This window comes from Acidovorax soli, assembly GCF_014207955.1.
Lineage (GTDB): Bacteria > Pseudomonadota > Gammaproteobacteria > Burkholderiales > Burkholderiaceae_C > Acidovorax > Acidovorax soli_A.
In genome coordinates, this window is sequence record NZ_JACHLK010000005.1 from 318,090 (window position 1) to 344,036 (window position 25,947).

Below are 25,947 nucleotides of genomic sequence, written 5' to 3' on the forward strand. Positions count from 1 at the left end.
TTCCACCCCTGCGAGAACACCATGCGCATCGCCCTGCTGGCCTTTGACGGCTTCAACGAACTCGATTCCCTGATTGCCCTGGGCATCCTCAACCGGGTCAAGCGCCCCGGCTGGGAGGTGGCCCTGGTCTGCCCCACGGCGCGCGTGCGCTCCATGAACGGCATCGTGGTCGAGCCGCACCAGGCCTCGCTGGCCTGGGCGCAGGAGGCCGATGCGGTGCTGGTCGGCAGTGGCATCCAAACCCGTGAGGTGGTGGAAGACGCCGCGCTGATGGCCCAGATGCGCTTCGACCCCGCGCGCCAACTGCTGGGCGCGCAGTGCTCGGGCGCGCTGGTTCTTGCCAAGCTGGGCCTGCTCGAAGGTGTGCCGGCCTGTACCGACCTGACCACCAAGCCCTGGGTGCAGGCCGCGGGCGTGACCGTGCTGGACCAGCCGCTGTTTGCCCGCGGCAATGTGGCCACGGCCGGGGGCTGCCTGTCCTCGTCCTACCTCGCGGGCTGGGTGATTGCGCGCCTGGCGGGTGCCGAAGAGGCGGCCGCCGCGCTGCACTACTTCGCCCCGGTGGGCGAAAAAGAGGACTACGTGGCCCGCGCCATGGGCCACATCGAGCGCTACATGCCCGCGGCCGAAACGGTCTAGCTTTCTCCGTTGCGCTTCTGGTCGCGCAGCATGAAGAGGTACAGGCTTTCCACCTTTTCGCGCGCCCAGGGCGTCTTGCGCAGGAACTTGAGGCTGGAGCCCACGCTCGGCTCGTGCTGGAAGCAGCGCACGGGAATGCGCTCGGCCAGCCCGGCCCAGCCGAAATAGTCGGCCAGGGCCACCACCATGGCCTCCAGCGTCACGCCATGCAGCGGGTTGCGCGGTTGGGCGGGCTTGGAGGGCGGGGTGGGTGGCGGGGTCTCTGGGGTGCTCATGGCCCGAGCATACCTGCGCGCCTCAGGTCGTCCTTTGCAAGTGCGAGTTGCGCTGCACCAATTCGGCCGTCCAGTCCACAAAGGCCCGCACCTTGGCGCTCAGGTGCCGGTTGGGTGGGTAGACCACGTAGATGGGCAGCAGCGGCTGCGTCCATTCGGGCAGGATGCGCACCAGCGCACCGCTTTCCAGGTGCCGCGTGGCCTGGAAGCTGGTGATCTGCCCGATGCCCAGGCCCGATGCGGTGGCCGTCACATAGGCATTGGCCTCGTTCACGCTGACCTTGTAGGGGCCGGTGATGTCCACCGACTCTTCGCCCTTGCGGAACTCCAGCGGGTAGTGGCGCCCCGACTGTGGCGAAAAGTAGACGACGATGGAGTGCTTTTCCTCGATCTCCAGCGGGTGTGCGGGCGTGCCGTTCTGCGCCAGGTACTCGGGCGAGGCCACGGTGATGAATTCGAGGTTGCCGATGCGCCGCGCCACCAGCGACTGGTCGGTCAGCTCGCCACCGCGGATCACGCAGTCCACGTTGTCGCTGATCAGGTCCACCATGCGGTCGCTCACGCCCAGATCCACCTGGATGTCGGGAAAGCGCGCATGGAACTCCGCCAGGTTGGGCAAAATCAGCAACTGCGCCATGGACGTGCCCACGTCCACGCGCAGGCGCCCGCGCGGGTTCGAGCGGGCATTGGTCATGCTCGCCTCGATGTCGTCCAGGTCGGTCAGCAGGCGCACCGTGCGCTCGTAGTAGGCCGCGCCGTCGGCCGTGACGGTGACGCGGCGCGTGGTGCGGTTGAGCAGCTTCACGCGCAGGCGCTCCTCCAGCGCCTGCACATGCTTGGTGACCGTGGCCTTGGGCAGGGTCAGCGAATCGGCTGCCCGGGTGAACGTGCCGGCCTCCACCACCCGCACGAATATGCGCATGGCCTGTATCTGGTCCATGGGCGTTCTCTCCTTGTAGTTGCACCCACCAGTGGGTGCAGGGTAATTCTCACATGCGGACTTTGTTCGATTGTTGAGGTTTTGGAAACAGTGCGGTGGTGTTTTGGCCTGTTTATCGGGCGGGCGACAGGGACTACATTTCATCCATCGTCAATCCAATGGGTCCATGCCATGCCGCCCGACCGTTCGCCGTCCACATCGCCGTCTTCCCGCAGCGGGGCCTCTTCCAAGGCCTCCGGCAAGGCCGCGGGTGCTCCCCAGCGCACCGATGCCACCATTGAGGTGGCCAAGGGCGAAGAGGTGGCGGTGCGCGTCTATGGCCGCAAGCAGCCCGGCAAGCCCTCGCCGCTGGTGGTGCATTTCCACGGTGGCGCCTTCACCACGGGCGACCTCGATACCGGCTGCACCGTGGCCGGGCTGTTCGAGCAGGCCGGCGCCGTGGTGGTGTCGGTGGCCTACCCGCTGACCCCGTTTCCCCAGCCCGTGAACACCGGCTACGGTGTGCTGCAGTGGGCCTTTCGCAACCGCGTCAAGCTCGGTGGCCAGGGCGCGCAGATCTACCTGGCCGGCGAAGAGGCCGGCGGCAACCTGGCGGCCGCCGTCTCGGTGATGGCGCGCGACCAGTCGCACCCGCCGCTCGCGGGCCAGATCCTGCTGTCGCCCATGCTCGACCCCTGCGTGGGAACGGCTTCGGTGCGCGAAGCCACGGGCGATGCCACCGGCTGCAAATGGACCGAGGGCTGGCGCAACTTCCTGCGCTGCCCGCGCGATGCCGAACACCCCTATGCCGTGCCTGCCACCGCACACCGCCTGGCGGGCCTGCCCTCCACCCTGGTGATGGTGGGCGATACCGACCCCATGCACGACGAGGCGCTGGCCTATGCCGCGCGGCTCGAGTCCGCCGGCCTGCTGGTGCGGCGCCATGTGTTCCCCAAAGCCGGCGAGATGCCCGAGGCCCTGGAGGCCGAGCAGCGCGAATGCCCCTGCGCCGAAGGCGCGCTGCTGCAGATCCGGCAGTTTTTCGAGGACACCCGATGTCCGGCCCCCACCTGAAACCCCAGGGTTTGTAGGATGTGATTGACCTCAACATAAGTTGAGGTTCGATACTCCCGCCACCCCACCTTCCGAGCAAGGCGCTCACCCTGCAATTTCCGGCCATTGGCGCCGGAGGGGAGGGGCTTTGCCCATGACTGGCCAGGAGCCGGTGCAAGTGCCGACCGAGATCGGTACGGACCGGCTGTTGCCCGCGCTTTTTGACGATCTGTTTTGCCCATATCAACGACACGGAGGAATTGCCTATGAACACCATCGACCTGCAGGCCGCTGCATCCAGGAGCACTGCCACTGCCGACACCCACGCTGCCGCCGCGCGCAGCCAGTGTTGACCTTGCCACCGTGTCAGTGCCCAGACTTCGTCCGCTTCCACTCCACCCGCTATTGAAAACCGCTGCGGGACCTGTTCCACGAGAACGGCCCCGCCACTGAAAGTGACCATGAACTTCCATCTTCCTTTCCCCAAGCGCCCCCTGGGCCTCGCCACCCTGGCCACGGCCGCCGCTGCCGTCGCGGCCTCTGCCGTGCTGGTGTTCCAGTCGCCCTCGGCCCAGGCCACCGCCGGCGCGGCCCAGCCCCAGGCCGTGCCCGTCTCCGTGGCCGCCGTGCTGCAGCAGGACATTTCCCTGTGGGACGAGTTCTCGGGCCGGCTCGAAGCCGTGCAGCGCGTGGACATCCGCGCCCGCGTCTCCGGCGCGGTGCAGTCCGTGCACTTCCGCGAAGGCTCGCTGGTCAAGCAGGGCGACCTCCTGATCACCGTGGACCCGGCGCCCTATGCCGCCGAAGTCGACCGCGCCGAAGCCCAGGTGGCCGCAGCCCAGGCCCGCGTCTCCTACACCCGCAGCGAGCTGGAGCGTGCCACGCGCCTGCTGCAGGAAAGCGCCATCGCCCAGCGCGAGCATGACGAGCGCCAGAACGCCCAGCGCGAGGCCGACGCCAACCTGCGTGCCGCCCAGGCGGCGCTGCAGACCGCGCGCCTGAACCTCGGCTACACCCAGGTGCGCGCCCCCGTGGCCGGCCGTGTGGGCCGCATCGAGATCACCCAGGGCAACCTCGTGGCCTCGGGCCCCGGCGCCCCGGTGCTGACCACGCTGGTCTCGGTGAGCCCGATCTACGCCAGCTTCGACACCGACGAGCAGGTCGTGGTAAAGGCGCTGCAGGACCTCAAGTCCGGCACCAGCGCCCGCACTTTGATCGAGCGCATCCCTGTTCAGATGGGCACCGGCACCTCGGGCGGCACGCCGCACGCGGGCAAGCTGCAGCTCATCGACAACCAGGTCGATGCCAAGAGCGGCACCGTGCGCGTGCGCGCCGTGTTCGACAACGCAGACGGCGACCTCATCCCCGGCCAGTTCGCGCGCATCCGCATGGGCCAGGCGCGCAGCTCGCAGGCCATTTTGATCAACGAGCGTGCCGTGGGCACGGACCAGAACAAGAAGTTCGTGCTCGTGGTGGGCGAGGGCAACAAGGCCGAGTACCGCGAGGTCACGCTGGGCGCGCCCATCGAAGGCCTGCGTGTGGTCACCTCGGGCCTGAAGGCCGGCGAGACCATCATCGTCAACGGCCTGCAGCGCGTGCGCCCCGGCGCCGTCGTCGCTCCGCAGTCCGTCCCCATGACCGCCAAGGCCGAGATTCCTGCCGACCGCAAGGAAGCCCGCGCCGCCAAGTCGCCTGCCGCATAAGGGCACCGAGCGCCTGTTGAAAGACACCCAGCCATGAATCTATCCCGCTTCTTCATCGACCGCCCCATCTTCGCCGGGGTGCTGTCGGTGCTCATCTTCCTCGGGGGGCTGATCGCGCTGCGCAGCCTGCCGATCTCCGAATACCCCGAGGTGGCCCCGCCCTCGGTGGTGGTGCGCGCCCAGTACCCGGGCGCCAACCCCAAGGTCATTGCCGAGACCGTGGCCACGCCGCTGGAGGAATCCATCAACGGCGTGGAAGGCATGCTCTACATGGGCAGCCAGGCCACGACCGACGGCGTGATGACGCTGACCGTGACCTTCGCGCTGGGCACCGACCCTGACAAGGCCCAGCAGCTGGTGCAGAACCGCGTCTCGCAGGCCGAGCCGCGCCTGCCCGAGGAAGTGCGCCGCCTGGGCGTCACCACGGTCAAGAGCGCGCCCGACCTGACCATGGTCGTGCACATGGTCTCGCCCAACGGCCGCTACGACATCGACTACCTGCGCAACTACGCCGTGCTCAACGTCAAGGACCGCCTCGCGCGCATCCAGGGCGTGGGCCAGGTGCAGATCTTCGGTGGTGGCGACTATTCGATGCGCGTCTGGCTCGACCCGCAGAAGGTGGCGCAGCGCGGCCTCTCTGCCAGCGATGTGGTGGCCGCCATCCGCGGCCAGAACGTGCAGGCCGCGGCCGGCGTGGTGGGCGCATCGCCCGGCCTGCCCGGCGTGGACCTGCAGCTGTCCATCAACGCCCAGGGCCGCCTGCAGACCGAAGACGACTTCGGCGACATCATCGTCAAGACCGGCACCGACGGCGCGGTGACGCGCCTGCGCGACATCGCCCGCCTGGAGCTGGGCGCGGCCGACTACTCGCTGCGCTCGCTGCTCAACAACGACCCGGCCGTGGGCATGGGCGTGTTCCAGGCACCCGGCTCCAACGCGCTCGACATCTCGGCCAATGTGCGCAAGACCATGGACGAGCTGCAGAAGAACATGCCCGAGGGCGTGGAATACCGCATCGCCTACGACCCCACGCAGTTCGTGCGCGCATCGATCAAGTCGGTGATCCACACCCTGCTCGAAGCCATCGCCCTGGTGGTGATCGTGGTGATTTTGTTCCTGCAGACCTGGCGCGCCTCCATCATCCCGCTGCTGGCCGTGCCGGTGTCGGTGGTGGGCACCTTTGCCGTGCTGCACCTGCTGGGCTTCTCGATCAACGCGCTGAGCCTGTTCGGCCTGGTGCTGGCCATCGGCATCGTGGTGGACGACGCCATCGTGGTGGTGGAGAACGTGGAGCGCAACATCGAGGCCGGCCTGACCCCGCGCGAGGCGACCTACCGCGCCATGCGCGAAGTCTCCGGCCCCATCATCGCCATCGCGCTGGTGCTGGTCGCGGTGTTCGTGCCGCTGGCCTTCATCAGCGGGCTCACGGGCCAGTTCTACCGCCAGTTCGCGGTCACCATCGCGATCTCCACGGTGATCTCGGCCATCAACTCGCTGACCCTGTCGCCTGCGCTCAGCGCGCTGCTGCTCAAGGGCCACCATGAGCCCAAGGACGCACTCACGCGCGGCATGGACAAGGTGCTGGGCGGCGTGTTCCGCGGCTTCAACCGCGTGTTCCACCGCGGCTCCGAGGCCTACAGCGGCGGCGTCAAGCGCGTCATCGGCCGCAAGGCGGTGATGCTGGCGATCTACCTGGCGCTGGTGGGCCTGACCTTCGGCCTGTTCAAGGCCGTGCCCAGCGGCTTCGTGCCCGGCCAGGACAAGCAGTACCTGATCGGCTTCGCGCAACTGCCCGACGGCGCCACGCTGGACCGCACCGAGGATGTGATCCGCCGCATGGGCGACATCATGAAGAAGAACCCCAATGTGGAAGACGCCATCGCCTTCCCGGGCCTGTCGATCAACGGCTTCACCAACAGCTCGAACTCGGGCATCGTGTTCGCCACGCTCAAGCCCTTTGCCGAGCGCACGCGCGCCGACCAGAGCGGTGGCGCCGTGGCGGGCCAGCTGAACCAGGCCTTCGGCGAGATCCAGGAAGCCTTCATCGCCATGTTCCCGCCGCCACCGGTGGCGGGCCTGGGCACCACGGGCGGCTTCAAGCTGCAGATCGAGGACCGCGCATCGCTGGGTTACGAAGCCATGGACGGCGCCGTGAAGGCCTTCATGGCCAAGGCCTACCAGACGCCCGAACTGGCTGGCCTGTTCACGAGCTGGCAGGTCAACGTGCCGCAGCTGTACGCGAACATCGACCGCACCAAGGCACGCCAGCTCGGTGTGCCCGTGACGGACATCTTCGAGACGCTGCAGATCTACCTGGGCAGCCTGTACGCCAACGACTTCAACCAGTTCGGCCGCACCTACAGCGTGCGGGTGCAGGCGGACGCGGCCTTCCGCGCCCGCAGCGACGATGTGGGTCTGCTCAAGGTGCGTTCCACCACGGGCGAGATGGTGCCGCTGTCGGCGCTGATGAAGCTCGAACCGAGCTTCGGCCCCGAGCGCGCCATGCGCTACAACGGCTTCCTTGCGGCCGACGTGAACGGCCAGCCCGGCCCCGGCTTCTCGTCGGGCCAGGCGCAGGACGCCATTGAGCGCATCGCCGCCGAAACGCTGCCCAAGGGCATCAGCTTCGAGTGGACCGAGCTGACCTACCAGGAAATCCTGGCCGGCAACTCCGCCGTGCTGGTGTTCCCCATCGCCATCCTGCTGGTGTTCCTGGTGCTGGCCGCGCAGTACGAAAGCCTCACGCTGCCGATCGCCATCATCCTGATCGTGCCCATGGGCCTCTTGGCCGCGATGACGGGCGTGTGGCTCAGCAAGGGCGACAACAACGTCTTCACGCAGATCGGGCTCATCGTGCTGGTGGGGCTGTCGGCGAAGAACGCCATCCTGATCGTGGAGTTCGCCCGCGAGCTGGAGTTCGTCGGCCGCACCCCCGTGCAGGCCGCCATCGAGGCCAGCCGCCTGCGCCTGCGCCCCATCCTGATGACCTCGCTGGCCTTCGTGATGGGTGTGCTGCCCCTGGTGCTGTCCACCGGTGCCGGCGCCGAGATGCGCAGCGCCATGGGCGTGGCGGTGTTTGCCGGGATGATCGGGGTCACGGCCTTCGGCCTGTTCCTCACGCCGGTGTTCTATGTGGTGCTGCGCCGCATGGCAGGCAACCGTCCGCTGGCCAACCACGGCAGCCACACGGCACCGCTGACCGATGCCACCGGCCCCGGCGCCGTGGCCCACCCCATCCTGGCTGCACCGCGCGGCCATGACGAATGAATGAGCGCAAAGGAGTCTTTGCCATGAATGTCCATACGATGTTTTCTGAACCTTCCCTGAGCGTGCGGCGTGCGGCCCGCCTGGCGCCGCTGGCCGCGGCCCTGGTGCTGGCCGGGTGCATGGGCACGCCCGTTGCGCCGCAGCCCGCGCATGCCGGCGTGGCCGTGCCCGCCAGCTTCAGCGTGGCCGATGGCGCGCCCGCCTGGACCACCGCCGCCCCTGCCGAGGCCCAGCCGCGCGGCGAATGGTGGCTGGGCTTCCAGGACGCGGTGCTCAGCGGCCTGGTGGAGCGTGCCGCCAGCGGCAACACCACGGTGCAGGAGGCCGCGGCCCGCCTGGCCGAGGCGCGCTCGCTGCTGCGCTCGGCCGACGCCGCGCGGGCCCCGCAGGTGGGGGCCTCGGCCGGCGCGACGCGCCAGGCCGGTGCCGGCACCACGGGCAGCACCGATGCGTCCACGCTGACCACGGTGGGGCTCAATATCTCCTACGAGGTCGACCTGTTCGGCCGCCTGTCCAAGGCCAGCGACGCGGCGCGCCTGGATGCCCAGGCCCGGGATGCGCTGCTGCAGAGCACGCGCCTCCTGGTGCAGGCCGACGTGGCCCAGACCTACCTGCAACTGCGCTCGGTGCAGGCCGAGCAGGTGCTGGTGCGCGAAAGCCTGGCCGCCTACCGCGACACGCTGCGCCTGACGCAGCGGCGCTTCCAGGCGGGCGACGTGGCCGAGCTCGACGTGGCGCGCGTGCAGACCGAGGTCGCCGCCACCGAATCCGAGGCCCTGGCGCTGGAGCGCCAGCAGGCGCTGCTGTCCAACGCGCTGGCCGTGCTGGTGGGCGATGTGGCCACCGGCTTTGCCGTGGCACCGGCCACCGGCGATGCGGCCCTGCCTGTGATTCCGGCCGGCGTGCCCGGCACGGTGCTGGCGCGCCGGCCCGATGTGTCGGCGGCCCAGGCCTCGGTGCTGGCGGCCCAGGCGCGCGTGGGCGTGGCCGAAGCGGCCTGGTTCCCGGCCATCACGCTCACGGGCAATGCCGGCCAGGCATCGCCCGAGCTCGGCGACCTGTTCAAGTGGTCGGCCCGCTCCTGGGGCATCGGCGCGCTGCTGTCGCTGCCGATCTTCGACGGTGGCCAGCGCAAGGCCCAGGAAGAGGGCGCCCGCGCGCGGCTGGAAGCCGCCATGGCGGCCCACCGCGGCCAGGTGCTCACGGCCTTCCGCGAGGTCGAGGACCAGCTGAGCGCCTTGCGCCTGCTGGCCGGCCAGGCCGAGGCCCAGGGCCGCGCCGTGCAGTCGGCCGTGCGTGCCACGCAGCTGTCGGACTCGCGCTACCGCAACGGCCTGGTGAGCCAGCTCGAACTGCTGGACGCGCGCCGCAGCGAGTTGCGCAACCGCCGCCAGGCGCTGCAGGTGCGCACCGCGCAGTACACCGCCACCGTGGGCCTGATCCGCGCGCTGGGCGGCGGCTGGGGCGATGCCAAGGGCGCGACCCTGGCGCAGGCGCCCGGCCGCTGAGCGGCGGCTGTCCCTGGGGATCTTGACAGGGGCTTTCCGGGGCGCACGCCCCGGCCTGCGGCAAGGGGCCTATAGTGCCGGGTGTTGCCATCCGACCGACGGGTTGGTTTTGTGGCCGTCCCCTTCACACCCCTTGCTAATCAGGAGCATCCGCATGAGTTATCCCGATACCCGCCTCTTCATCGCCGGCCAGTGGCAGGACGCCGCCGACGGCAAGACCATTGCCGTGCACAACCCTGCCACGGGCAAGGAAATCGGCCGCGTGGCCCACGCCGGCAAGGCCGACCTGGACCGTGCGCTCGAAGCCGCCCAGAAGGGCTTCGAGGCCTGGCGCGACATCCCCGCCGCGGACCGTGCCAAGACCATGCGCCGCGCCGCCGCGCTGATGCGCGAGCGCGCCGAAGCGATCGCCGCCATCATGGTGCAGGAGCAGGGCAAGCCCCTGGCCGAAGCCAAGGTCGAGACCATGGCGTCCGCCGACATCATCGAATGGTTCGCCGACGAAGCCATGCGCGTCTACGGCCGCATCGTGCCGTCGCGCAACCTCAAGGCCCAGCAACTGGTCATCAAGGACCCCGTGGGCCCCGTGGCGGCCTTCACGCCCTGGAACTTCCCGATCAACCAGGTGGTGCGCAAGCTCGCGGCCGCGCTGTCGGCCGGCTGCTCCATCCTGGTCAAGGCCCCTGAAGAGACCCCGGCCAGCCCGGCCGAACTGATCCGCGCGTTCGCCGATGCCGGCGTGCCCGCAGGCACCGTGGGCCTGGTCTATGGCGACCCGGCCGAGATCTCCAACTACCTGATCCCCCACCCCGTGATCCGCAAGGTCACCTTCACCGGCTCCACGCCCGTGGGCAAGCAGCTCGCGGCCCTGGCCGGCAAGCACATGAAGCGCGTGACCATGGAACTGGGTGGCCACGCCCCCGTCATCGTGGCCGAGGATGCCGACGTGGCCCTGGCCATCAAGGCCGCCGGCGGTGCCAAGTTCCGCAACGCCGGCCAGGTCTGCATCTCGCCCACGCGCTTTCTGGTGCACGAGAGCATCCGCGCCGAGTTCGTGGCCGCGCTCACGGGCCATGCCCAGGGCCTGAAGGTCGGTGACGGCCTGGTCCAGGGCACGCAGATGGGCCCGCTGGCCAACCCGCGCCGCGTCACCGCCATGGCCGACCTGCTGGCCGACGCCGTGCAGCAGGGCGCCCAACTGGCCGCCGGTGGCGAGCGCATCGGCAGCGAAGGCAACTTCTTCCAGCCCACGGTGCTCAACGACGTGCCGCTGTCGGCCCGCATCTTCAACGAAGAGCCCTTCGGCCCCGTGGCCGCCGTGCGCGGCTTCGAGAAGATCGAGGACGCGATCGCCGAAGCCAACCGCCTGCCGTTCGGCCTGGCCGGCTATGCCTTCACGCGCTCGCTCAAGAATGCGCACCTGTTGTCGCAGCGCCTGGAAGTGGGCATGCTGTGGATCAACCAGGCTGCCGCCCCCGCGGCCGAACTGCCCTTCGGTGGCCTGAAGGACTCGGGCTATGGCTCCGAAGGCGGCTCCGAAGCCGTCGAGGCGCACCTGAACACGCGCCTGGTCTCGATCATGAACGCCTGATGGCGGTCTGATCCTTGCCGGCAGGTCCCTGGATCCCAGGGGCCTGCCTTCTTCCATCCTGCGTGAGCCAGGGCATGCCGACACCTGTACCCGTACTGCACCCCTGTGCCGCAGCCCTGGTGCGCGGCGAGGGCGACATGCTGCAAGACCAGGCCTATTTCCGCCGGCTGGGGGTTGCCTACGACGTCCCGGGCCTGCTGGGCGTACTGCGTGACCACAAGCCCCGATCGGCCATGCCACTGGCCTGCCACGCCCTGGCGGACCTCCAGGCCACCGAGGCCCTGCCGGTCCTCAAGGCACTGGCCGATTTCTCGATCCAGGACGTCAAGGCCACCTCGGTCCTGGCCGTGGCCCGGCTCTGCGGAGCCGACGCGACGGACTGGCTCACCGAATGCCTGGTGCGCAAGGGCACGCTCAAGAGCTATGTGCTCTGGGCCCTGGCGGCCGTGGCCGATCCGCGCGCCTGGCCGGCCGTGCAGGCCTGGAGCGCGCCCTTGATCCGCAAGCTGGAGCGCAAGCCCGAGAGGCCCGTGCTGTCCAATCTGGTGTTTGCCATTGCCTACATCGAACAGGTGGCGGACATTTACCCCGAGGCCGTCGGTTTGCTGGAGCGTTTTGCGGCCGTCGCGCAGACGCTGCCCCCGGGTGATCTGACGGAGTTTCGGCACTTCACGCGCCTGTTTGCCCGCAGCGCTGCCACCACCGGCCCTGCGCCCAACTGGTTGGCGCAGGTGATGGCGGCCCTCCCTTCAGGGGGCGGGCGGTGCCAGCCGGGCCCGGACATCGGCCGCATAGGTCCGCCCGACCTTGGCGCTCGTGCCCCCGGGGAACACGACGCTCAGTGAGGCGTAGCGGCCGACCGCCACATGCGAGATGGCGCCCAGGCGCACCAGCGTGCTGCGGTGGATGCGCAGGAACTCCCCTGCGGGAAGGCTGCGTTCCAGCTCTGACAGGCTTTCGTTGTGCAGGTAATCGCGGCCCTCGGCATGGATGCGCGCGTAGTCGCGTTCGGCCTGGATGTGGGTGATGCTGCTGCACGGGATGCGCAGGTAGTTGGGGCCCGACTTCACCCACAGGTCGCTGCTGCCTGCGCTGCGGTGTGCGGCGGCGCTGCGCAGGCTGGCGACGACTTCCTCCAGTTCGGTGATCCGCTCCTGGCGGCCGTGCGACAGCACGGCCTGGCGTGCCCGCTCCAGGGCCAGGTGCAGGCGCACCGGGTCGATGGGCTTGGTCACGTAGTCCACCGCGTTCGCATCGAAGGCGCGGCAGGCCTGGTCGTCGAAGGCGGTCACGAAGACGATGGCCGGCGCCGGTGCGGGCAGGCGGGCCACCAGGTCGAAGCCGCTGCCCCCGGGCATCTGGATGTCCAGCAGGACGATCTGCGCGTCGAAATCGGCCAGCCTGGCAAGGGCCTGCTGCACCGTACCTGCCTCCTCGACCGCGCCGACCCACTGCAGGCGCTGCAGTTGCCGGACGGCCCTGCGCCGGGCCAGGGGCTCGTCGTCCACGACCAGTACATTCATGATGGCGCTCATCCGGTTCTCCAGGGCAGTTCGATCTCGGCGCGAAAGCGGCCGTCCACGGTGCTGGCGCTGAAACGGCCCGCCTCGCCAAAGCGCATGCGCAGGCGGTCGGCCACATTGCGCAGGCCGATGCCCAGGCCGACCACCGCGCCGCCTGGCGAGCGCGCGGCCGCCAGGTCGTTCTCGACGACAAGCCGCAGCACCTCCTGCTGGCGCAGCGCGCGGATGCGGATGCGCGTGTGGGCAGCCGACTGGCCTACGCCGTGCTTCACCGCATTCTCGATCAGCGGCTGCAGGATCAGGCTGGGCACGAGCGCCTGCCGCACTTCGTCGGTGGCCTCCACCTGGAAGTCCATGCGGTCGGAGAAGCGCTCCTGCTCGATCTCCAGGTAGTCCTGTTGCAGCACCAGCTCGTCCGCCAGCGTGACGTCCTGCAGCGGATCGATGGTCAGCGTGGTGCGCAGGAACATCGACAGCGACAGCAGCATGCGGCCGGCGCGCGCGGTGGCGCCTTCCTCCACCAGGCCGGCGATGGAATTGAGCGTGTTGAACAGGAAATGCGGGTTGGCCTGGTAGCGCAGCGCGCGCATCTGGGCGAGCAGGGCTTCCTCGCGAGCGGCGGCCAGGCTGCGTTCGCGGTCGCGCACCTCGAAGGCGTAGACCATTGACACATACAGGCACGACCAGCCGAAGAACATCGCCATGCTCGACACCATGGTGAAGCCGAAGTTGCGCCATTCGAAGGCCGGCACCTCGGGCGCCATATGGAGACTGTAGACCTGGAAGTCCAGCAGGCTGTACAGCGGCGCACAGGCCATGGACAGCACGAAGGCCATGGCTGCCTTGAACAGGATGCCGCGCCGCCGCATCCAGAACAGCAGCGCGGACATGCCTACGGTGAGCAGGGCGCCGAAGCTGTTGAGCACCAGCTTGCCCGGGAAGGATGCGAGCGGGTCGACCCCGGCGATCCCCCACAGGATGCTGTCGCTCAGCAGCACGGCGCTCCAGAACACCGCGGCCAGCTTGGCGGTCGTGCCGGGCAGGCCCGCCCACGGGCCGCGCGCCGAGGCGGCGGCATCGCTCTGGGTGGCCGTGGTGTCGTTCGTCGACGGTTTCGATCCATTCGTCGAAATGGGCATGGCTTCGTCGGGCAAGGCAAGTCGTTGGAATTTCCGGGCAGGGGAACCTCGCCAAGAATTCTCCCCGGTCCTTCTTCTTGCGGGAATGGGGCCGCCAACAACCTGTTGCAGGCGATGGATTCTGGTCCGTCCCGGCCCTACCCATCACTGCCATGGATCTGACGCTTGCGCCTTTTCGTGAATCGCTGGAGCAACTGCTGCACAGCCCGGACCTGCCCCGCCTGCATGCAGGGGTGCAGCGGCTGGCGCAGGCGCTCGGGTTCGAGCACTTCATCTACGCCTTGCGGGTGCCCGAGCACTTTGCGCAGTCGAGCGTGCTGCTGGTGGACGGCTACCCCCCGGGCTGGACGGGCCACTACATGGCCCAGGCCCTGCACGTGCACGACCCCGTTCTGCGTTACTGCAGCCGCAGCATTCTGCCCGTGCTGTGGCACCAGTTGCCTGGCGAGGGCATGGGCCCTGCTGCCGCGCGGGTCATGGGCGAGGCGGCCGAGCACGGGCTGCGCACCGGGCTGAGCGTGCCCCTGCACACGCCCCATGGCGAAGTCGGGATACTGAGCGGCACGGTGTCGCGCGTGGGCGCCGGGGCCCGGGCCGACATGGCCCAGGTGCAGGCGCATGCGCACCTGCTGGCCAGCCATGTGCACGAGGCCATGCGGCGCCTGGCGCCCATGCCGCTCACGCGGCCGACCCTGAGCCCGCGCGAGCAGCAGTGCCTGCGCTGGGCCGCCGACGGCAAGACCTCCTGGGAGATTTCGTGCCTGCTGCACATCTCCGAGCGCACGGCCAATTTCCACCTCCAGGCCATTGCGCAGAAGCTCGGGGTGTTCAGCCGCCAGCACGCCATTGCGCGCGCCCTGCTGCTCGGCCTCATCCAGCCCAGTCCCTTCTGAGCCTCCGCTCGCCTGTCCTGCGCAGGCGGCTTGACTTTGTTGAATCAAATACATAGCATGATATATATCTAAGGAAAATCATGGTCCAGGACACCGTCAGGGAGCTCGGCTTCCTCACCCTCGGCACGCGCTTTCGGCGCATCGGAGAGTCGCTGCAGGCGCAGACCCAGGCCCTCATGGCGCAGCATGGCATCGACCTGCCCGCGGCCCACTTTCCGCTGCTCGCGGCACTCGACCGGCATGGCCCGCTGGGCGTGGGCGAACTGAGCACCGCGGTCGGCGTCAGCCAGCCCGTGGTCACGCGCTCGCTGCACGGGCTGGAGGCCAGCGGCCTGGTGGAGTCGGGCTCGCTGGCGCAGGACCGGCGCATCCGCAAGGTGCAGCTCAGCGAGGCCGGGCTGGCCCTGGTCGAGCGGGCCCGGCGCGAGGTCTGGCCCGTGATCGAGGCTTCCGTCGCGCAGATCTGCGCGCCGCTGCAGGGGCCGCTGCTCGACCAGCTCGCCGCCCTGGAAGCGGGCCTCGCACACACCTCGCTGCTGCAGCGCGCAGCAGCCACCTTCGCGGCCCAACCCGCACGACCCTCGACCCCAAAGGCACACCGATGAATACCCTCCTTGACCGCCCCGTGTGGGCTTCGCTGCTGCATGCGCCGCACCTCGCCGAAGGCGGCGACCTGGCCCGGCGCTACCGGCGCGATGTGAACCTGTTCGCGTCTGCGCGCGACGATGGCGCTGCCAGCCTGGCGGCGCTGGCCGCCCTGGTGGGCGCGGGCGAGTCGGTCTACCTGGCGCAGGTGGCACCGGTCCAGGTGCCGCCGGGCCTGCAGCTCGTGCGCAGTGCCCAGGGGGTGCAGATGCTGGCGATGCGTGCCGTTGCACCTGTGGGTGGCCCGCAGGACGTGGTGGTGCTCGGCGAGGCCGATGCGCCCGAGATGCTGGCCCTGGCGCAATTGACCGAGCCCGGCCCCTTTCTGCCGCGCACGCACAGCATGGGCCGCTTTGTCGGCGTGCGGATCGATGGGCGCCTGGCCGCGATGGCAGGCGAGCGCATGCGCTTTGCGGGCGCCACGGAGGTCAGCGGGGTCTGCACCCATCCCGACTTCCGTGGCCGGGGCCTCGCGCGCCGGCTGTCCTCCGTGGTGGCGCATGCCATCCAGCAGCGCGGCGAGCAGGCCTTTTTGCATGCCTGGGTCAGCAACCGCGCGGCGATCACGCTCTACGAGGGCCTGGGCTTCGAGACGCGCACGGAAATCCAGGTGGCCGTGCTCGGACGCTAGAACCGGTTTACACCCACTTCGGAGAGCGCACGGAATCGGCCATGACAAAGCGCCGCTTCCCGGCTTCCTTGGCCCGGTACATGGCATTGTCGGCTTCCTGCAGCAGGGCCTCGCAGCTGGCCAGGCCCGTGGTGGTGTGCGGGCCGTAGCTGGCACCGCCGATGCTGGCGGAGATCTGCAGCGTCAGACCCCCGATCAGGAACGGCGATGACAGGCTTTCCACCAGCTTGCCGGCCACCTTGGCCGTGCCGCGCAGGCCCGGCTGGACCAGGGCCACGGCGAATTCGTCGCCCCCCAGTCGAGCGACCAGGTCGCCGCCGCGCACCCCCTGCAGCAGGCGCTGCGCCGCCTGCTGCAACAAGGCATCGCCGACCGCGTGGCCATGGGCATCGTTGATGCCCTTGAAGCCATCGAGATCGACGAACAGGATGGAGACATCACCGCCGTTGCGGTGGGCCTGTGCGAGCTGCTGCTGCACGATCTGGCGGAACAGCGCGCGGTTGGCCAGGCCGGTCAGCATGTCGTGGTGGGCCTCGTGCTTGGCCGTGTCCAGCAGCTGCGCAGCCTGGCTCAGTGCGTGGCCGACCTTGTCGGCCTCCGTCAGGCCGAGCGGCGGCACCTGGACGGGCGCGCCCGACCCCAGGGCCAGTGCCGGCTCGGTCAGGGCCTGCACGGCGTTGGCGATGGATCCGCCGATGCGCCAGGCCAGGAGCAGGCTGGCGGCCAGCATCAGCACCAGGCCCGCCAGCAGCCAGGCGACGGTGCGCAGCAGCGGGATGCTGAGGCTGCTGCTGGGGATACCGATGGAGACCGCCCAGCCCGTGGTCGGCGAGCGGCTGAAGGCCGAGAGCACCGGGATGCCCTCCAGGGTCACGGCGTCCACCGAATCCTCGTCCACCTGGGCCAGCCGCTGCAGTATCCGCGGGGCGCCCTTGGCCCCGACGAAGCGCCGCATCTCGTGGCTGCGCGCGACGATGGTGCCTTCCGCGTCGTAGATGGAGACGATCCAGTCCGGGGCCAGGTGCTGGTTGCTCAGCAACTGGGTCAGCCGTTCCGGCCACAGGCTGGCCCGGAGCAACTGCTGCGCAACAGGGGCCTTGCCGGCACTGCCACGTGCCACGGGCACGGCGATGGTGACGGTGGTCTCCTTCTCGAAACGGGCCTGCAGGAAAGCCGCTTTCGAGAGCGCAGTGGCGGGGCGTGGGCTTTGGGAGGGGGGCGCGGCCGGGGTGCCCGGCGGCAGCCGGGTGTCCATCAGCACGCTGCCATGCTGGTCCTCCAGCACGAGGGCGGCCACATGCAGGTGGCCCAGTGCATCCTCGGCCTGCAACTGGAAGGCGGGCAGGTTGTCGGCCAGCAGCAGCCGGGACGTGGACAGCACGCGCAGGCCTGACTCGATGCCGGCGAGGTCTCTGTCGACGGTGGCGATGATGGCGCGTGCCGTGACCACCAGCGCCCGCGCCTGTTGCTCGCGCAGCCGCTGGTAGTCGTAGACCATGACCACCACGGCCATCAGGGACACGGGCAGGCTGGCCGCCACGACCAGGAACACCAGGCGCGAGCGGATGGTCGGTGGCATGGCGCCGTAGACCGAAATCAGCAGCGTCGTGACCAGGAACAGCGCGACCAGCCCGCTGATGATGAAGCCCAGCCAGCTGCCGCCGATGCCGGCGGGCCCGGCCCCGCAGACGCTGCCGGGGGCAAAACTGGCGGCCGCCATGCCTGTGTAGTGCATGCCGGCAATGGCGCTGCCCATGACCAGGGCGCTGGCCGTCTTCTTGCGAAAGCCCGTGAGCACGGTCTCGTGGCGCAGGCGAAAGCAGATCAGCAGCGCGGCCGTCGAGGCGCCGATGGCAAACAGGATGGAGAGGGCGAACAGCCAGGGGTCGTAGGCGATGCGCGGGCGCATCTGCATCGCCTCCATGCCCAGGTAGTGCATGGCGGCAATGCCCAGGCCCATGAGAGCGCCCGCCCCCAGCAGGCGCTGCCCGCCCAGGTGCGGCCGGCTGACCGTGTACAGGGCCAGGGCCGAGGACAGCACGGCGACCAGCCAGGAGGCCAGCGTGGTGCCGGCCTCGTAGGCCAGCGGCACCGGCAGCGAGAACGCCAGCATGCCGACGAAGTGCATGGACCAGATGCCGGTGCCCATGGCCAGGGCACCGCAGCCCAGCCACAGCGGCGCCCGGCGCGCGCTGCCGACGGCCGCGGCCACCCGCGAGGCCATGTCCAGCGCCACGAACGAGGCCACCACCGCGGTGGCGACCGAGAGCAGGACCAGGACCGGGTCGTAGCTACCCTGCATGGGGGGCCGGGGTTCGGCCCCTGCGGGGCGCTGCAGGCATGTGCAGAGTCGTCATTGACACCTCCCGTGGGAAACGCGGGGATACCCTCGTCGGGCAACCATGCTAGCGGTTCCCCGCGGTGTCTGAAAGCTTTGCTTTGCACACCGGCGCCGGGGCCGGCGCCGTGCCTCAGAACCGGTAGGTCGAGGTCAGCGCATAGGTGCGCCCCTGGCCATAGAAGCAGTCGCCGCGCGCCAGGCACTGGGTGATGTGCACCTTGTCGGCCAGGTTGGTCACGTTGAAGGCCACGCGCCAGTCGCCCGCGTCGTAGGCCAGCAGGGCATCGGCCAGCGTGGCAGAAGGCGTGCTGATGGCGGAGCTGCCACTCCACTGCGAGCCGGTGTGGCGCACGCCGACACCCACGGTCCAGCCGCCACGCCCTTCGGTGGCAAAGCGGTGCGACAGCCAGGCCGAGCCCGTCTGCTTGGGCACGCTGGCCACGGGCAGGCCCTGGTCGCCGGCATTGCTGCGGGCGATCTTGGCGTCGGTGTAGCCGTAGGCCAGGGTCAGGTCCCAGTGGCTGGCCAGGCTGGCGGTGAGCTCGGCATCCAGGCCGTTGACCTTGACCTCGCCGATCTGCAGGCTGTTGAGCGGGTTGGCCGGGTCGTTGGTCTTGCGGTTGGTTTCGCGCAGCTGGTAGGCTGCCACGAAGGCCGAGATGCCCTGGCCTGGCGGCTGCCACTTCACACCGGCCTCCCACTGCTTGCCGCGCGTGGGCTTGTAGGGCGTGCCGTAGACGTCCAGGCCGCCCAGCGGCTGGAAGGATTCGGAGTAGCCCACATAGGGCGCCCAGCCGCCGTCCATCTGGTAGGTGACACCGGCGCGCTTGGTCCAGGCCTTGTCGTCCACCGCGGCTGCGGGGCGGCCTTCGGTGTCGGTCTTGGCGCTGTCGTGGCGCAGGCCCAGGGTGGCCGTGAAGCGGCCCCAGGTGATCTGGTCCTGGGCATAGAAGCCGAGCTGGCGCTGGGCCACGCCGGGCTGGCGCACCAGGGCCGAGGCACTGGGCGCGGTGAAGTTGCCGTACACCGGGTTGTAGACGTCGATGGACGGGGCCACGGCGCGCCAGGCCGACTGGCCCGAGTGGTTGCGCTGCACGTCCAGGCCGGCCAGCAGCGTGTGCTGCGTGGCGCCCGCGTTGAGCTTGCCTTCGAGCTGCGTGTCGATGAGCAGCATGCGGCCGGTGTTGAGGTTCCACACCGCGTCGCGCACCACGGTGCGGTTGTCGCTGTTGAACACCGGGCGCGCAGGGCGGCCGGTGGCGGCATTGGCCGTGAAGCTGGTGTAGATGGTGCGGTAGTCGACCTCGGTCACCGTGCGGCGCAGGTTCTGGCGCACGGTCCAGCTATCGTTCAGGCGGTGGCTGAACAGGTAGCCCCAGGAGCTGTTCTCGGTGTCGAAGGCGTCCCAGCCCGGCTCGCTGATGAAGGTCGAGCGCGGAATCTGGCCGTACTGGTTGGGCAACTGCGTGCCTTGCCAAGGGAAGAAGCCGATCAGCGAACCGCTCTTGTCCTTCTGGTGCAGGCCCTGCAGCGTGAGCGAGGTGTCGGCGCTCGGGCGCCAGGTCAGCGAGGGGGCGAGCACCACGCGGTCGTCGTCCACATGGTTCACCTGGGTGCCGCTGTCGCGGCCCACGGCCACCAGGCGGTACAGCCACTGGCCGTTGGCATCGAGCGCGCCGGTCAGGTCGGCGGCGATCTGCTTGCGCGCGTGGCTGCCCACCTGCACCTGCACTTCGCGCGCGGTCTCGGCCTGGGGGCGCTTGCTCGTGAGGTTGAGCACGCCGCCCACGCTGCCCTGGCCGTACAGCACCGAGGTCGGGCCGCGCAGGAACTCCACGCGCTCCAGCGTGTACGGGTCGGGCCGGCTGCTGTTGTAGGTGCCGTAGGTGCGCAGCAGGCCGTCCTGGTACTGCGAGACGGTGGCACCGCGCGCGCTGAAACTGTCGACGCGGCTGTCGAAGTAGTTGGAGACTGCGCCCGCGGTGTAGGCCGTGACCTGGCGCAGGGTCTGCACGCCCTGGGCCTCCATCTGGTCGCGCGTCACCACACTGATGGCCTGCGGGGTCTCGAGCAGCGGCGTGTCGGTCTTGGTGGCGCTCAAGCCGCGCTTGGCCACGAAGCCGGAAACCGGGGCCGTGGGGTTTTCGCGCTCGGCGCCGGACTGCACGGTCACGGGGGCCAGCGTGGCTTCAGCGGCCGCTGGCGCTGCGGTCTGGGCCTGCGCACAGGCGCTGCAGGCCACCAGGAAGGCGGCCTGGGCAATGGCGGTGCGCGGAAGCCGCGCGAGGTGGTGGGTTGGCATGGTCGTCGTCGATGGCAAAGGTTCGGCCCGCGGCCGGGGCGGCAGCGAAGGCGGGTTGGCACAGGGGGGCAGTGCACGGCCGCAGCAGCGGGTGTGCGCGGTCCGGTGGCAGTGGCGGGGGAAACGGGCTGCGCGCAGTGGCATCAGCCCGGGAGGCCCCTGCAGGCTGCATGGCCTTGCGGCCGCCTGCAAGGGAGCGCCCTTGGGGCGCGCTGCTGTCAGTGCTTTTCGGGTGCGGGTGGCAGTGGTGGCGATACGGCGCCTTCGGCCTGCACGAAGCTCAGCGTGGTCACGTAGCTGGCTTCACCATACTTCTCACCCTGGGCTTCGCCGGGGGTCTTGTCGGTGTGGTGCACTTCGGCCACGTACTGGCCCTTCCAGGGGGTCAGGAACTCCACGGTGCCGTCGTCAGCGGACTGGGCTTCGCGGCTCCAGCCGGCGGGCGAGACCAGTTGCACCTTGGCCTTGGGCAGCGGCTTGCCGTTGAACACGACCTTGAGCTGGCCGGGCTTGCCGGTGGGCACCAGGTCCAGCGCCTGGCCGGGCGCCACGGGCTGGGCGAGGCTGGCGACCCAGCGCGCCGAGGGCTGCCAGTACATGGCGGGCAGGTTGCGCTTGCTGCGGTCGATCAGCGGGTAGGTGGCGGCGGCGAACAGCGTGTCGGCATTGCCGGTCACGGTGTAGGCGAATGCGTCCTTGGTGAGCTTGCCTTCGACCTTCTGGCTGGCAGTGCCGGCGCGCTGCTCGAGCACGGGCACGCCCTTGAACTTGTCCAGGGCGCCCGGCGAGGTTTCGCGCAGGTTGTCGTTGAATTCGCCGAAATGCAGGCGGACCTGGCCGCCGCCGGCGTTTTCGAGCCAGACCTGGTGGGCGTTGGCGGTGGTAGCGGCTGCCGCCACCAGGGCGAAGGCGGCGGCGGTGCGAAGTGTCAGGGTCATGGTGAGATGCCTTTGAAGTGAGAGAGTTGGTAAATGAGAACGATGGTGATTATCGTTGTACTTTACAAATCTACCTGTGCCGAAAGGGAGACGGTGCGCGGGCGGCCCAGGTAGGTGCCGTTGAGCCAGTATTGCTTGTCAGTGAGGTTGGCCACCGACAGGCGCCAGACCATGGGCTTGCCCGCCACCTTGGCGGCGTAGCGCAGCCCGGCATCGAGCAGCGTGTAGGCGGGCAACTGCTGGGTGTTGAGGGCATCGCGCTGCTGCTTGCCGGTGTAGAGCACACCGCCCGTGAGCGCCAGGCCTGGCACGGCGGCGATGTCCTGCTCGGCATAGAGCTTGGCCTGGACCTCGGCGACGTTGGCCGGCGTCTTGCCCTGCAGGGCTGGGGTGGCCGTTTGCTTGGTCACCTGGGCGTCCAGCAGGGTGACGCCGCCCCACAGCGTCAGCCCGGGCAGGGCGCGGCCGCTGGCGGTGAATTCGACGCCCTTGTGCACCTGGCGGCCGTCCTGCACGTACACCGGCGCGGCGGGGTTGGTGGTGGTGTCGGTGTACTGCAGGCCCTTGTCGATCTGGAACAGGGCTCCGGTCAGCAGCATATTGCCGAGTGCGGCCTTGATCCCGAGTTCCGCCTGTTTGGACAGCAGGGGCGGCAGGACGGCGCCCGCGTTGACCACGGCGCGGCCGCCAGCGGTCAGCGGCGCCGTGCCGCCCTTCTCCAGGCTCTCCATGTAGTTGGCGTAGAGCGTGATGTGCTCGCGTGGCTTGAACAGCAGCGCCAGCGAGGGCGTGGTGCGGCTGTCGCCGTAGCGCGCCGTGGTGGCGCCCGCGGCGTTGTAGCTGGTGTCCGTGATGCTGGCGTGGGTGAGGCCGACCAGGGCCGACCACTGCGCGTTGAACTCCACATGGTCGCCCAGCACCCAGTTGCCGTAGCGCGAGCGCTGGGCGATGTACTTGGGGCCCGCGATGCTGAAGGCCGGGGCGGTGAGCGCCGTGGGCGCCGCGATGTCCATGGGCGCCGAGGTCAGCGTGGCCCAGCCGCCCGCCGAGCTCAGGAAGGGGGTGCGCTCGTCGTGGTCGCCGTACCAGCCCGCGGTGAGCTTGTGGCGCAGGCTGCCGGTCTGCAGCTTGCCGTCCACCAGCGCAAAGCCGCCCAGCGCCTGGACGTCGGGGTAGTCCCAGGCGCTGGCCTGCACGCGGTAGCGGCCCGGGGCGCCGGTCACGAAGAGGTTGTTGGCGGCGATGAGGTCGATGTCGCTCTTGCGCTGCGTGAGGCCGGTGCGCACGGTCAGCGCCTCGCTGGCGCGCCAGGTCAGGCGTGCGCCCCACTGGGTCTGCGTGGTGTCGGTGCGCGTGAAGGGCTGGCCGTAGGCGCGGTGCAGGTCGGGCGCTGCGGGAAACGCGGCCCCGGGGTCCACGTCCCAGAAGGGCTCGGTGCCGCGCATGTGGTAGACGCTGCGCGAGGCATCGAACTGGAGCTGCAAGCGGTCGCTGAGGTTCCAGTCGAGCGCACCGCTCACCAGACCGCGCCGCAGGGACTGGCCATCGAGCCGCAGGTCGCCGCCCTGCGCGACGGCGTTGAGGCGGTAGGCCAGGCGGCCATCGGCGTCCAGCGCGCCGCCGAAGTCGCCATGCACGCGCAGGTTGCTTCCTTCGGTGATGCCGGCGGTCACGCGCGCCAGCGGCTGGTAGACGGGGCGCTTGAGCACGTAGTTGATGGTGCCGCCCACGTTGCCGCTGCCATAGAGAAAGCCCGACAGGCCGGTCAGCACCTCGATGCGCTCCTTGTCCTCCAGGTCCGTGTTCACATAGGTGGTGGTGCTGGGAACGCCGTCGATGCGCTTGGTGGAGCCCACGCTGAAGCCGCGCATGGCGACGCTGGTGAAAAAGCGCGACTGTGGCCCCTGCAACTGCACCACGGGGTTGTAGCGGAAGGCGTCGTCGGGCTTGCTGGCCTGCAGGTTCTGCAGCAACTCGCTGGTGGTCACATTGACCGAGAAAGGCGTATCGAGCAGGGGCAGGTCGGCCAGGGGGCCGAGCTGCCGTACCTGGCTGGGGCGGTAGCCCTGGGCCGCGGCGCCATCGCGTTCGCTGGCGGCTTCCTGGATCTTGACCTCGGGCAGGGCCTGCTGGGCCTGGGCCGTGGCGGCCAGGCCCAGCAGCGCGGCCATCAAGGGTGTCAATGTGCGTGGCATGGCAGTGTCATCTCTTGGGAAAAGGCACGCAGGCCCGAAGGCGCGTGCCGTGGCTCACGAAAAATGGCTGCCTGTGCGAAACGCTGTGGTGGTTCGCGTTGGTGGCTGGAAAAAATGCGCGGAAGCGGCATGCGCTCCCGCGGACGGGCAGGGGGCGCCGGTCAGAAATCGACGCTGGCGCTCAGCGTGAAGGCGCGCGGGGCCCCCACCACCAGGTAACCCGAGCCGGGGTAGCCGCCCACCGAGGCCCAGTGGCTCTTGTTGGTCACGTTGTCGATGCGCGCGCGCAGCGTGAGCAGTTTGCCGCCGACTTCGGTCAGGTAGCGCGCGCCCAGGTCCAGGCGGTTCCAGCCGGCCACGCGCAAGGTGTTGGTGGCGTTGGCGTAGCTCGATCCGGTGTGCACCAGGCGGCCGTCCAGCGCCAGGCCGCGCACACCGGGCACATCCCACTCCAGGCCCAGGTTGGCCTGCAGCTTGGGCACGCCGATCACGCGCTGGCCTTCGGTGAGTGCCGAGCCCGTGCGCTGCTGCTTGGCTTCGAGCCAGGTGGCGCCGCCGAGCACGCGCAGGCCGCTCACGGCTTCGCCCTGCACGGCGAGTTCCAGGCCCTGGTGGCGGTCCTTGCCATTGGCGCCGAAGATGCCGGCGGCATCGACCACGGAGCGTGGTTTGTCGGTGGAGAACAGTGCCACGCTGCCGCCCACGCGGCCGCCGTCGTACTTGACGCCGATTTCCTTTTGCTTGGAGACATAGGGGGCCAGCATGGTGCCGCGGTTGGCTGCGGTGGAGGGCGCCGTCTCGCCCTGGCTCAGGCCCTCGGCGTAGTTGGCGTACACCGACAGGCTCTTGTCGATCTTGTACAGGGCGCCCAGCAGCGGGCTGGTGCGGCTCTGGTCGTAGCGGTCGGTCTGGATGCCGGTGTTGTAGTTGAAGTTGGCGATGTCGAACTTCTGGTGGCGCAGGCCCAGCGTCAGCAGCAGGCGCTTGTCCAGCATGGACAGCGTATCGCCCAAGGCCACGCTGCTGAGCTTGATGCGGCCCGTGGTCAGCGGGTTGCCCATGGCACCGCCGTACAGGGCCCTGGCGCTGTAGCCCGGCAGGGCTGTGAACACCGGGTTGTAGAGGTTGGTGGCCTGGGTGTTGTTGAAGTCCATCACGTAGGCGTTCTTCTTGTCCAGCGTGAAGCTGGACGCCGCCAGCACCCACTCATGGCCCACGCCGCCGGTCTGCAGCGTGCCGCGCAGGCCCAGCTCGCCGGTGTTCACATTGTCCTTGCGGTTGTTGTCGAAGCGGTAGGTCGTGCCCGCGCCGGTGCTGCCGTTGGCCACCGAGAGGTTGGCCAGCGAGTTCGACTCGGTGCCACTGCGCGCGCCGGCGGCGGCCCAGGCGGTGATGTTGGCATGGATGTCCCACTCGCCGCGCAGCGTGCCGAAGGTGTCGCGCTCGTTGGAGAAGGACCAGGGCTGGGCGAAGTTGGTGTCGCCGTCCGGCGCGGTGGGCACCGAGGTGGCCGTGGCGCCCAGCGTGACGTTGGTGCGGGTGCGCTTGAGCTTGTGGTCCTGCCAGCCGATGTCGCCCGACAGGCGCACGTCGCGGCTGCGCCAGTCCAGGCCCACGGCGGCCAGGCCGAGCCGGGCCTTCTCGTCGTCGATGGCGGTGCCGCCGTTGTGCGAGGCCACGTTGACGCGGATGCCGGTATTGCCATCAGGCCCGAAGCGGCGTGCGATGTCGGCCGCCACGTCGCTGTGGCCGCCGCTGCCGGCACCCAGGCTGACCCGGTTCAGCGGCTCGTTGGGCGCGCGCTTGGGCAGCAGGTTGATGGCGCCGCCCAGGCCACCACCACCGGGGTTGGCACCGTTCAGGAAGGACGAGGCGCCGCGCAGCACTTCCACGCGCTCGAACAGCTCGGTGGCGATGTACTGGCGTGGCAGCAGGCCGTACAGGCCGTTGTAGGCCGTGTCGTCCGAGCCCAGGATGAAGCCGCGGATGAAGTACGACTCCTGGAAGTTGCCGAAGCCGCGCGCCACGCGCACCGTGGGGTCGTTCTGCAGCACGTCGCCCACGCTGCGGGCATGGCGGTCCTGGATCAGCTCGTTGGTGTAGCTGATGGTGGAGAAGGGCGTCTCCATGGCATCGCGCGTGCCCAGGATGCCGACGCGGCCGCCGCGCGCCACCTGGCCGCCGGCATAGGCGGGCGACAGGCCTTGGGCCGAGGCGTCGGCGCTGGCATTCACGGTGACGGTGGAGAGCGTCTTGTCGTTGCCGGCAGTGCTCTGCGCGAGTGCGGCAGGCAGGGCAAACATGCACAGCAGGGCCGCGGCCAGGGCCGCCGGGGTGGGTGCAAACAGAGGGGTGCGGGTGGTGACGTGCATGGTGGCTGGGAAC

Annotated in this window: 19 protein-coding genes; 10 read left to right on the top strand and 9 right to left on the bottom strand. The window is 69.5% G+C overall.

The genetic code is table 11. The features are described 5' to 3' along the window. Nucleotides 1–21: 21 nt before the first annotated feature. Nucleotides 22–639 carry a DJ-1/PfpI family protein gene (locus HNP48_RS15510; protein WP_184858472.1) on the top strand — a complete coding sequence of 206 codons (618 nt, stop codon included), beginning with the start codon at nt 22–24 and terminating at the stop codon, nt 637–639. Here the strand turns inward: HNP48_RS15510 and HNP48_RS15515 are convergent. Continuing rightward, nucleotides 636–914, bottom strand: a complete 279-nt coding sequence (locus HNP48_RS15515; protein ID WP_184858474.1) for a VF530 family DNA-binding protein — start codon at nt 912–914, stop codon at nt 636–638. The genes HNP48_RS15510 and HNP48_RS15515 overlap by 4 nt on opposite strands. A 22-nt stretch (nt 915–936) precedes the next feature. After that, on the bottom strand, nt 937–1,854 hold the full coding sequence (locus HNP48_RS15520; protein ID WP_184858477.1) for a LysR family transcriptional regulator: 918 nt from the start codon (nt 1,852–1,854) through the stop codon (nt 937–939). Nucleotides 1,855–2,025: 171 nt separating this feature from the next. Between HNP48_RS15520 and HNP48_RS15525 the strand changes: the two genes are divergently transcribed. The 6 genes from HNP48_RS15525 (at nt 2,026) to HNP48_RS15550 (ending at nt 11,800) form a co-directional block, all read left to right on the top strand. Next, nucleotides 2,026–2,907, top strand: coding sequence for an alpha/beta hydrolase (locus tag HNP48_RS15525; RefSeq protein ID WP_221480219.1), 882 nt, complete (start codon nt 2,026–2,028; stop codon nt 2,905–2,907). A gap of 440 nt (nt 2,908–3,347) precedes the next feature. Next, entirely contained in the window at nt 3,348–4,589 is a 1,242-nt protein-coding gene (locus HNP48_RS15530; RefSeq protein WP_184858478.1) for an efflux RND transporter periplasmic adaptor subunit, read from the top strand. A gap of 33 nt (nt 4,590–4,622) precedes the next feature. Further along, nucleotides 4,623–7,856, top strand: coding sequence for an efflux RND transporter permease subunit (locus HNP48_RS15535; protein WP_184858480.1), 3,234 nt, complete (start codon nt 4,623–4,625; stop codon nt 7,854–7,856). A gap of 23 nt (nt 7,857–7,879) precedes the next feature. Further along, entirely contained in the window at nt 7,880–9,364 is a 1,485-nt protein-coding gene (locus HNP48_RS15540) for an efflux transporter outer membrane subunit (protein WP_184858482.1), read from the top strand. Nucleotides 9,365–9,518: 154 nt separating this feature from the next. Next, entirely contained in the window at nt 9,519–10,955 is a 1,437-nt protein-coding gene (locus HNP48_RS15545) for an NAD-dependent succinate-semialdehyde dehydrogenase (protein WP_184858484.1), read from the top strand. 74 nt (nt 10,956–11,029) lie between these two features. Beyond that, on the top strand, nt 11,030–11,800 hold the full coding sequence (locus HNP48_RS15550) for a hypothetical protein (protein WP_184858486.1): 771 nt from the start codon (nt 11,030–11,032) through the stop codon (nt 11,798–11,800). Here the strand turns inward: HNP48_RS15550 and HNP48_RS15555 are convergent. Together HNP48_RS15555 and HNP48_RS15560 are read right to left on the bottom strand one after the other, a co-directional pair. Continuing rightward, a complete protein-coding gene (locus HNP48_RS15555) occupies nt 11,705–12,490 on the bottom strand; it encodes a LytTR family DNA-binding domain-containing protein (RefSeq protein WP_184858488.1) in 786 nt (261 codons plus the stop codon). The genes HNP48_RS15550 and HNP48_RS15555 overlap by 96 nt on opposite strands. After that, nucleotides 12,487–13,617, bottom strand: a complete 1,131-nt coding sequence (locus HNP48_RS15560; RefSeq protein WP_184858490.1) for a sensor histidine kinase — start codon at nt 13,615–13,617, stop codon at nt 12,487–12,489. Before HNP48_RS15560 ends, HNP48_RS15555 begins: the two co-directional genes overlap by 4 nt. Nucleotides 13,618–13,769: 152 nt before the next feature. On the opposite strand from HNP48_RS15560, the gene HNP48_RS15565 reads away from it, so the two are divergent. The 3 genes from HNP48_RS15565 to HNP48_RS15575 all read left to right on the top strand — a co-directional run bounded on the left by HNP48_RS15565 (nt 13,770) and on the right by HNP48_RS15575 (nt 15,786). Then, nucleotides 13,770–14,510, top strand: a complete 741-nt coding sequence (locus tag HNP48_RS15565; RefSeq protein ID WP_184858492.1) for a LuxR family transcriptional regulator — start codon at nt 13,770–13,772, stop codon at nt 14,508–14,510. Between the two features lie 80 nt (nt 14,511–14,590). After that, nucleotides 14,591–15,115 carry a MarR family winged helix-turn-helix transcriptional regulator gene (locus HNP48_RS15570; protein WP_184858494.1) on the top strand — a complete coding sequence of 175 codons (525 nt, stop codon included), beginning with the start codon at nt 14,591–14,593 and terminating at the stop codon, nt 15,113–15,115. After that, on the top strand, nt 15,112–15,786 hold the full coding sequence (locus HNP48_RS15575) for a GNAT family N-acetyltransferase (protein ID WP_184858496.1): 675 nt from the start codon (nt 15,112–15,114) through the stop codon (nt 15,784–15,786). The genes HNP48_RS15570 and HNP48_RS15575 overlap by 4 nt, the downstream gene beginning before the upstream one ends. Before the next feature lie 7 nt (nt 15,787–15,793). On the opposite strand, the gene HNP48_RS15580 is transcribed toward HNP48_RS15575, so the two are convergent. The 5 genes from HNP48_RS15580 to HNP48_RS15600 form a co-directional block, all read right to left on the bottom strand. Beyond that, the gene (locus HNP48_RS15580) at nt 15,794–18,088 is read right to left on the bottom strand and encodes a bifunctional diguanylate cyclase/phosphodiesterase (RefSeq protein WP_184858503.1); all 2,295 of its coding nucleotides are present in this window, start codon (nt 18,086–18,088) and stop codon (nt 15,794–15,796) included. Between the two features lie 169 nt (nt 18,089–18,257). Further along, nucleotides 18,258–20,429: a TonB-dependent siderophore receptor gene (locus HNP48_RS15585; protein ID WP_184858505.1), complete on the bottom strand. Its 2,172-nt coding sequence runs from the start codon at nt 20,427–20,429 to the stop codon at nt 18,258–18,260. Between the two features lie 218 nt (nt 20,430–20,647). Continuing rightward, entirely contained in the window at nt 20,648–21,367 is a 720-nt protein-coding gene (locus tag HNP48_RS15590; protein WP_184858507.1) for a TonB-dependent receptor, read from the bottom strand. A gap of 62 nt (nt 21,368–21,429) precedes the next feature. After that, a complete protein-coding gene (locus HNP48_RS15595; protein WP_184858509.1) occupies nt 21,430–23,562 on the bottom strand; it encodes a TonB-dependent siderophore receptor in 2,133 nt (710 codons plus the stop codon). 161 nt (nt 23,563–23,723) lie between these two features. After that, nucleotides 23,724–25,934, bottom strand: coding sequence for a TonB-dependent siderophore receptor (locus tag HNP48_RS15600; RefSeq protein ID WP_184858511.1), 2,211 nt, complete (start codon nt 25,932–25,934; stop codon nt 23,724–23,726). Nucleotides 25,935–25,947 lie beyond the last annotated feature (13 nt).

What these genes read in the sequence shown, in the direction of transcription:
- HNP48_RS15510 (WP_184858472.1), top strand. Translation starts at nt 22, where the DNA reads ATGCGCATCGCCCTGCTGGCCTTTGACGGCTTCAACGAACTCGATTCC.
- HNP48_RS15515 (WP_184858474.1), bottom strand. Translation starts at nt 914, where the DNA reads ATGAGCACCCCAGAGACCCCGCCACCCACCCCGCCCTCCAAGCCCGCC.
- HNP48_RS15520 (WP_184858477.1), bottom strand. Translation starts at nt 1,854, where the DNA reads ATGGACCAGATACAGGCCATGCGCATATTCGTGCGGGTGGTGGAGGCC.
- HNP48_RS15525 (WP_221480219.1), top strand. Translation starts at nt 2,026, where the DNA reads ATGCCGCCCGACCGTTCGCCGTCCACATCGCCGTCTTCCCGCAGCGGG.
- HNP48_RS15530 (WP_184858478.1), top strand. Translation starts at nt 3,348, where the DNA reads ATGAACTTCCATCTTCCTTTCCCCAAGCGCCCCCTGGGCCTCGCCACC.
- HNP48_RS15535 (WP_184858480.1), top strand. Translation starts at nt 4,623, where the DNA reads ATGAATCTATCCCGCTTCTTCATCGACCGCCCCATCTTCGCCGGGGTG.
- HNP48_RS15540 (WP_184858482.1), top strand. Translation starts at nt 7,880, where the DNA reads ATGAATGTCCATACGATGTTTTCTGAACCTTCCCTGAGCGTGCGGCGT.
- HNP48_RS15545 (WP_184858484.1), top strand. Translation starts at nt 9,519, where the DNA reads ATGAGTTATCCCGATACCCGCCTCTTCATCGCCGGCCAGTGGCAGGAC.
- HNP48_RS15550 (WP_184858486.1), top strand. Translation starts at nt 11,030, where the DNA reads ATGCCGACACCTGTACCCGTACTGCACCCCTGTGCCGCAGCCCTGGTG.
- HNP48_RS15555 (WP_184858488.1), bottom strand. Translation starts at nt 12,490, where the DNA reads ATGAGCGCCATCATGAATGTACTGGTCGTGGACGACGAGCCCCTGGCC.
- HNP48_RS15560 (WP_184858490.1), bottom strand. Translation starts at nt 13,617, where the DNA reads ATGCCCATTTCGACGAATGGATCGAAACCGTCGACGAACGACACCACG.
- HNP48_RS15565 (WP_184858492.1), top strand. Translation starts at nt 13,770, where the DNA reads ATGGATCTGACGCTTGCGCCTTTTCGTGAATCGCTGGAGCAACTGCTG.
- HNP48_RS15570 (WP_184858494.1), top strand. Translation starts at nt 14,591, where the DNA reads ATGGTCCAGGACACCGTCAGGGAGCTCGGCTTCCTCACCCTCGGCACG.
- HNP48_RS15575 (WP_184858496.1), top strand. Translation starts at nt 15,112, where the DNA reads ATGAATACCCTCCTTGACCGCCCCGTGTGGGCTTCGCTGCTGCATGCG.
- HNP48_RS15580 (WP_184858503.1), bottom strand. Translation starts at nt 18,088, where the DNA reads ATGCAGGGTAGCTACGACCCGGTCCTGGTCCTGCTCTCGGTCGCCACC.
- HNP48_RS15585 (WP_184858505.1), bottom strand. Translation starts at nt 20,429, where the DNA reads ATGCCAACCCACCACCTCGCGCGGCTTCCGCGCACCGCCATTGCCCAG.
- HNP48_RS15590 (WP_184858507.1), bottom strand. Translation starts at nt 21,367, where the DNA reads ATGACCCTGACACTTCGCACCGCCGCCGCCTTCGCCCTGGTGGCGGCA.
- HNP48_RS15595 (WP_184858509.1), bottom strand. Translation starts at nt 23,562, where the DNA reads ATGCCACGCACATTGACACCCTTGATGGCCGCGCTGCTGGGCCTGGCC.
- HNP48_RS15600 (WP_184858511.1), bottom strand. Translation starts at nt 25,934, where the DNA reads ATGCACGTCACCACCCGCACCCCTCTGTTTGCACCCACCCCGGCGGCC.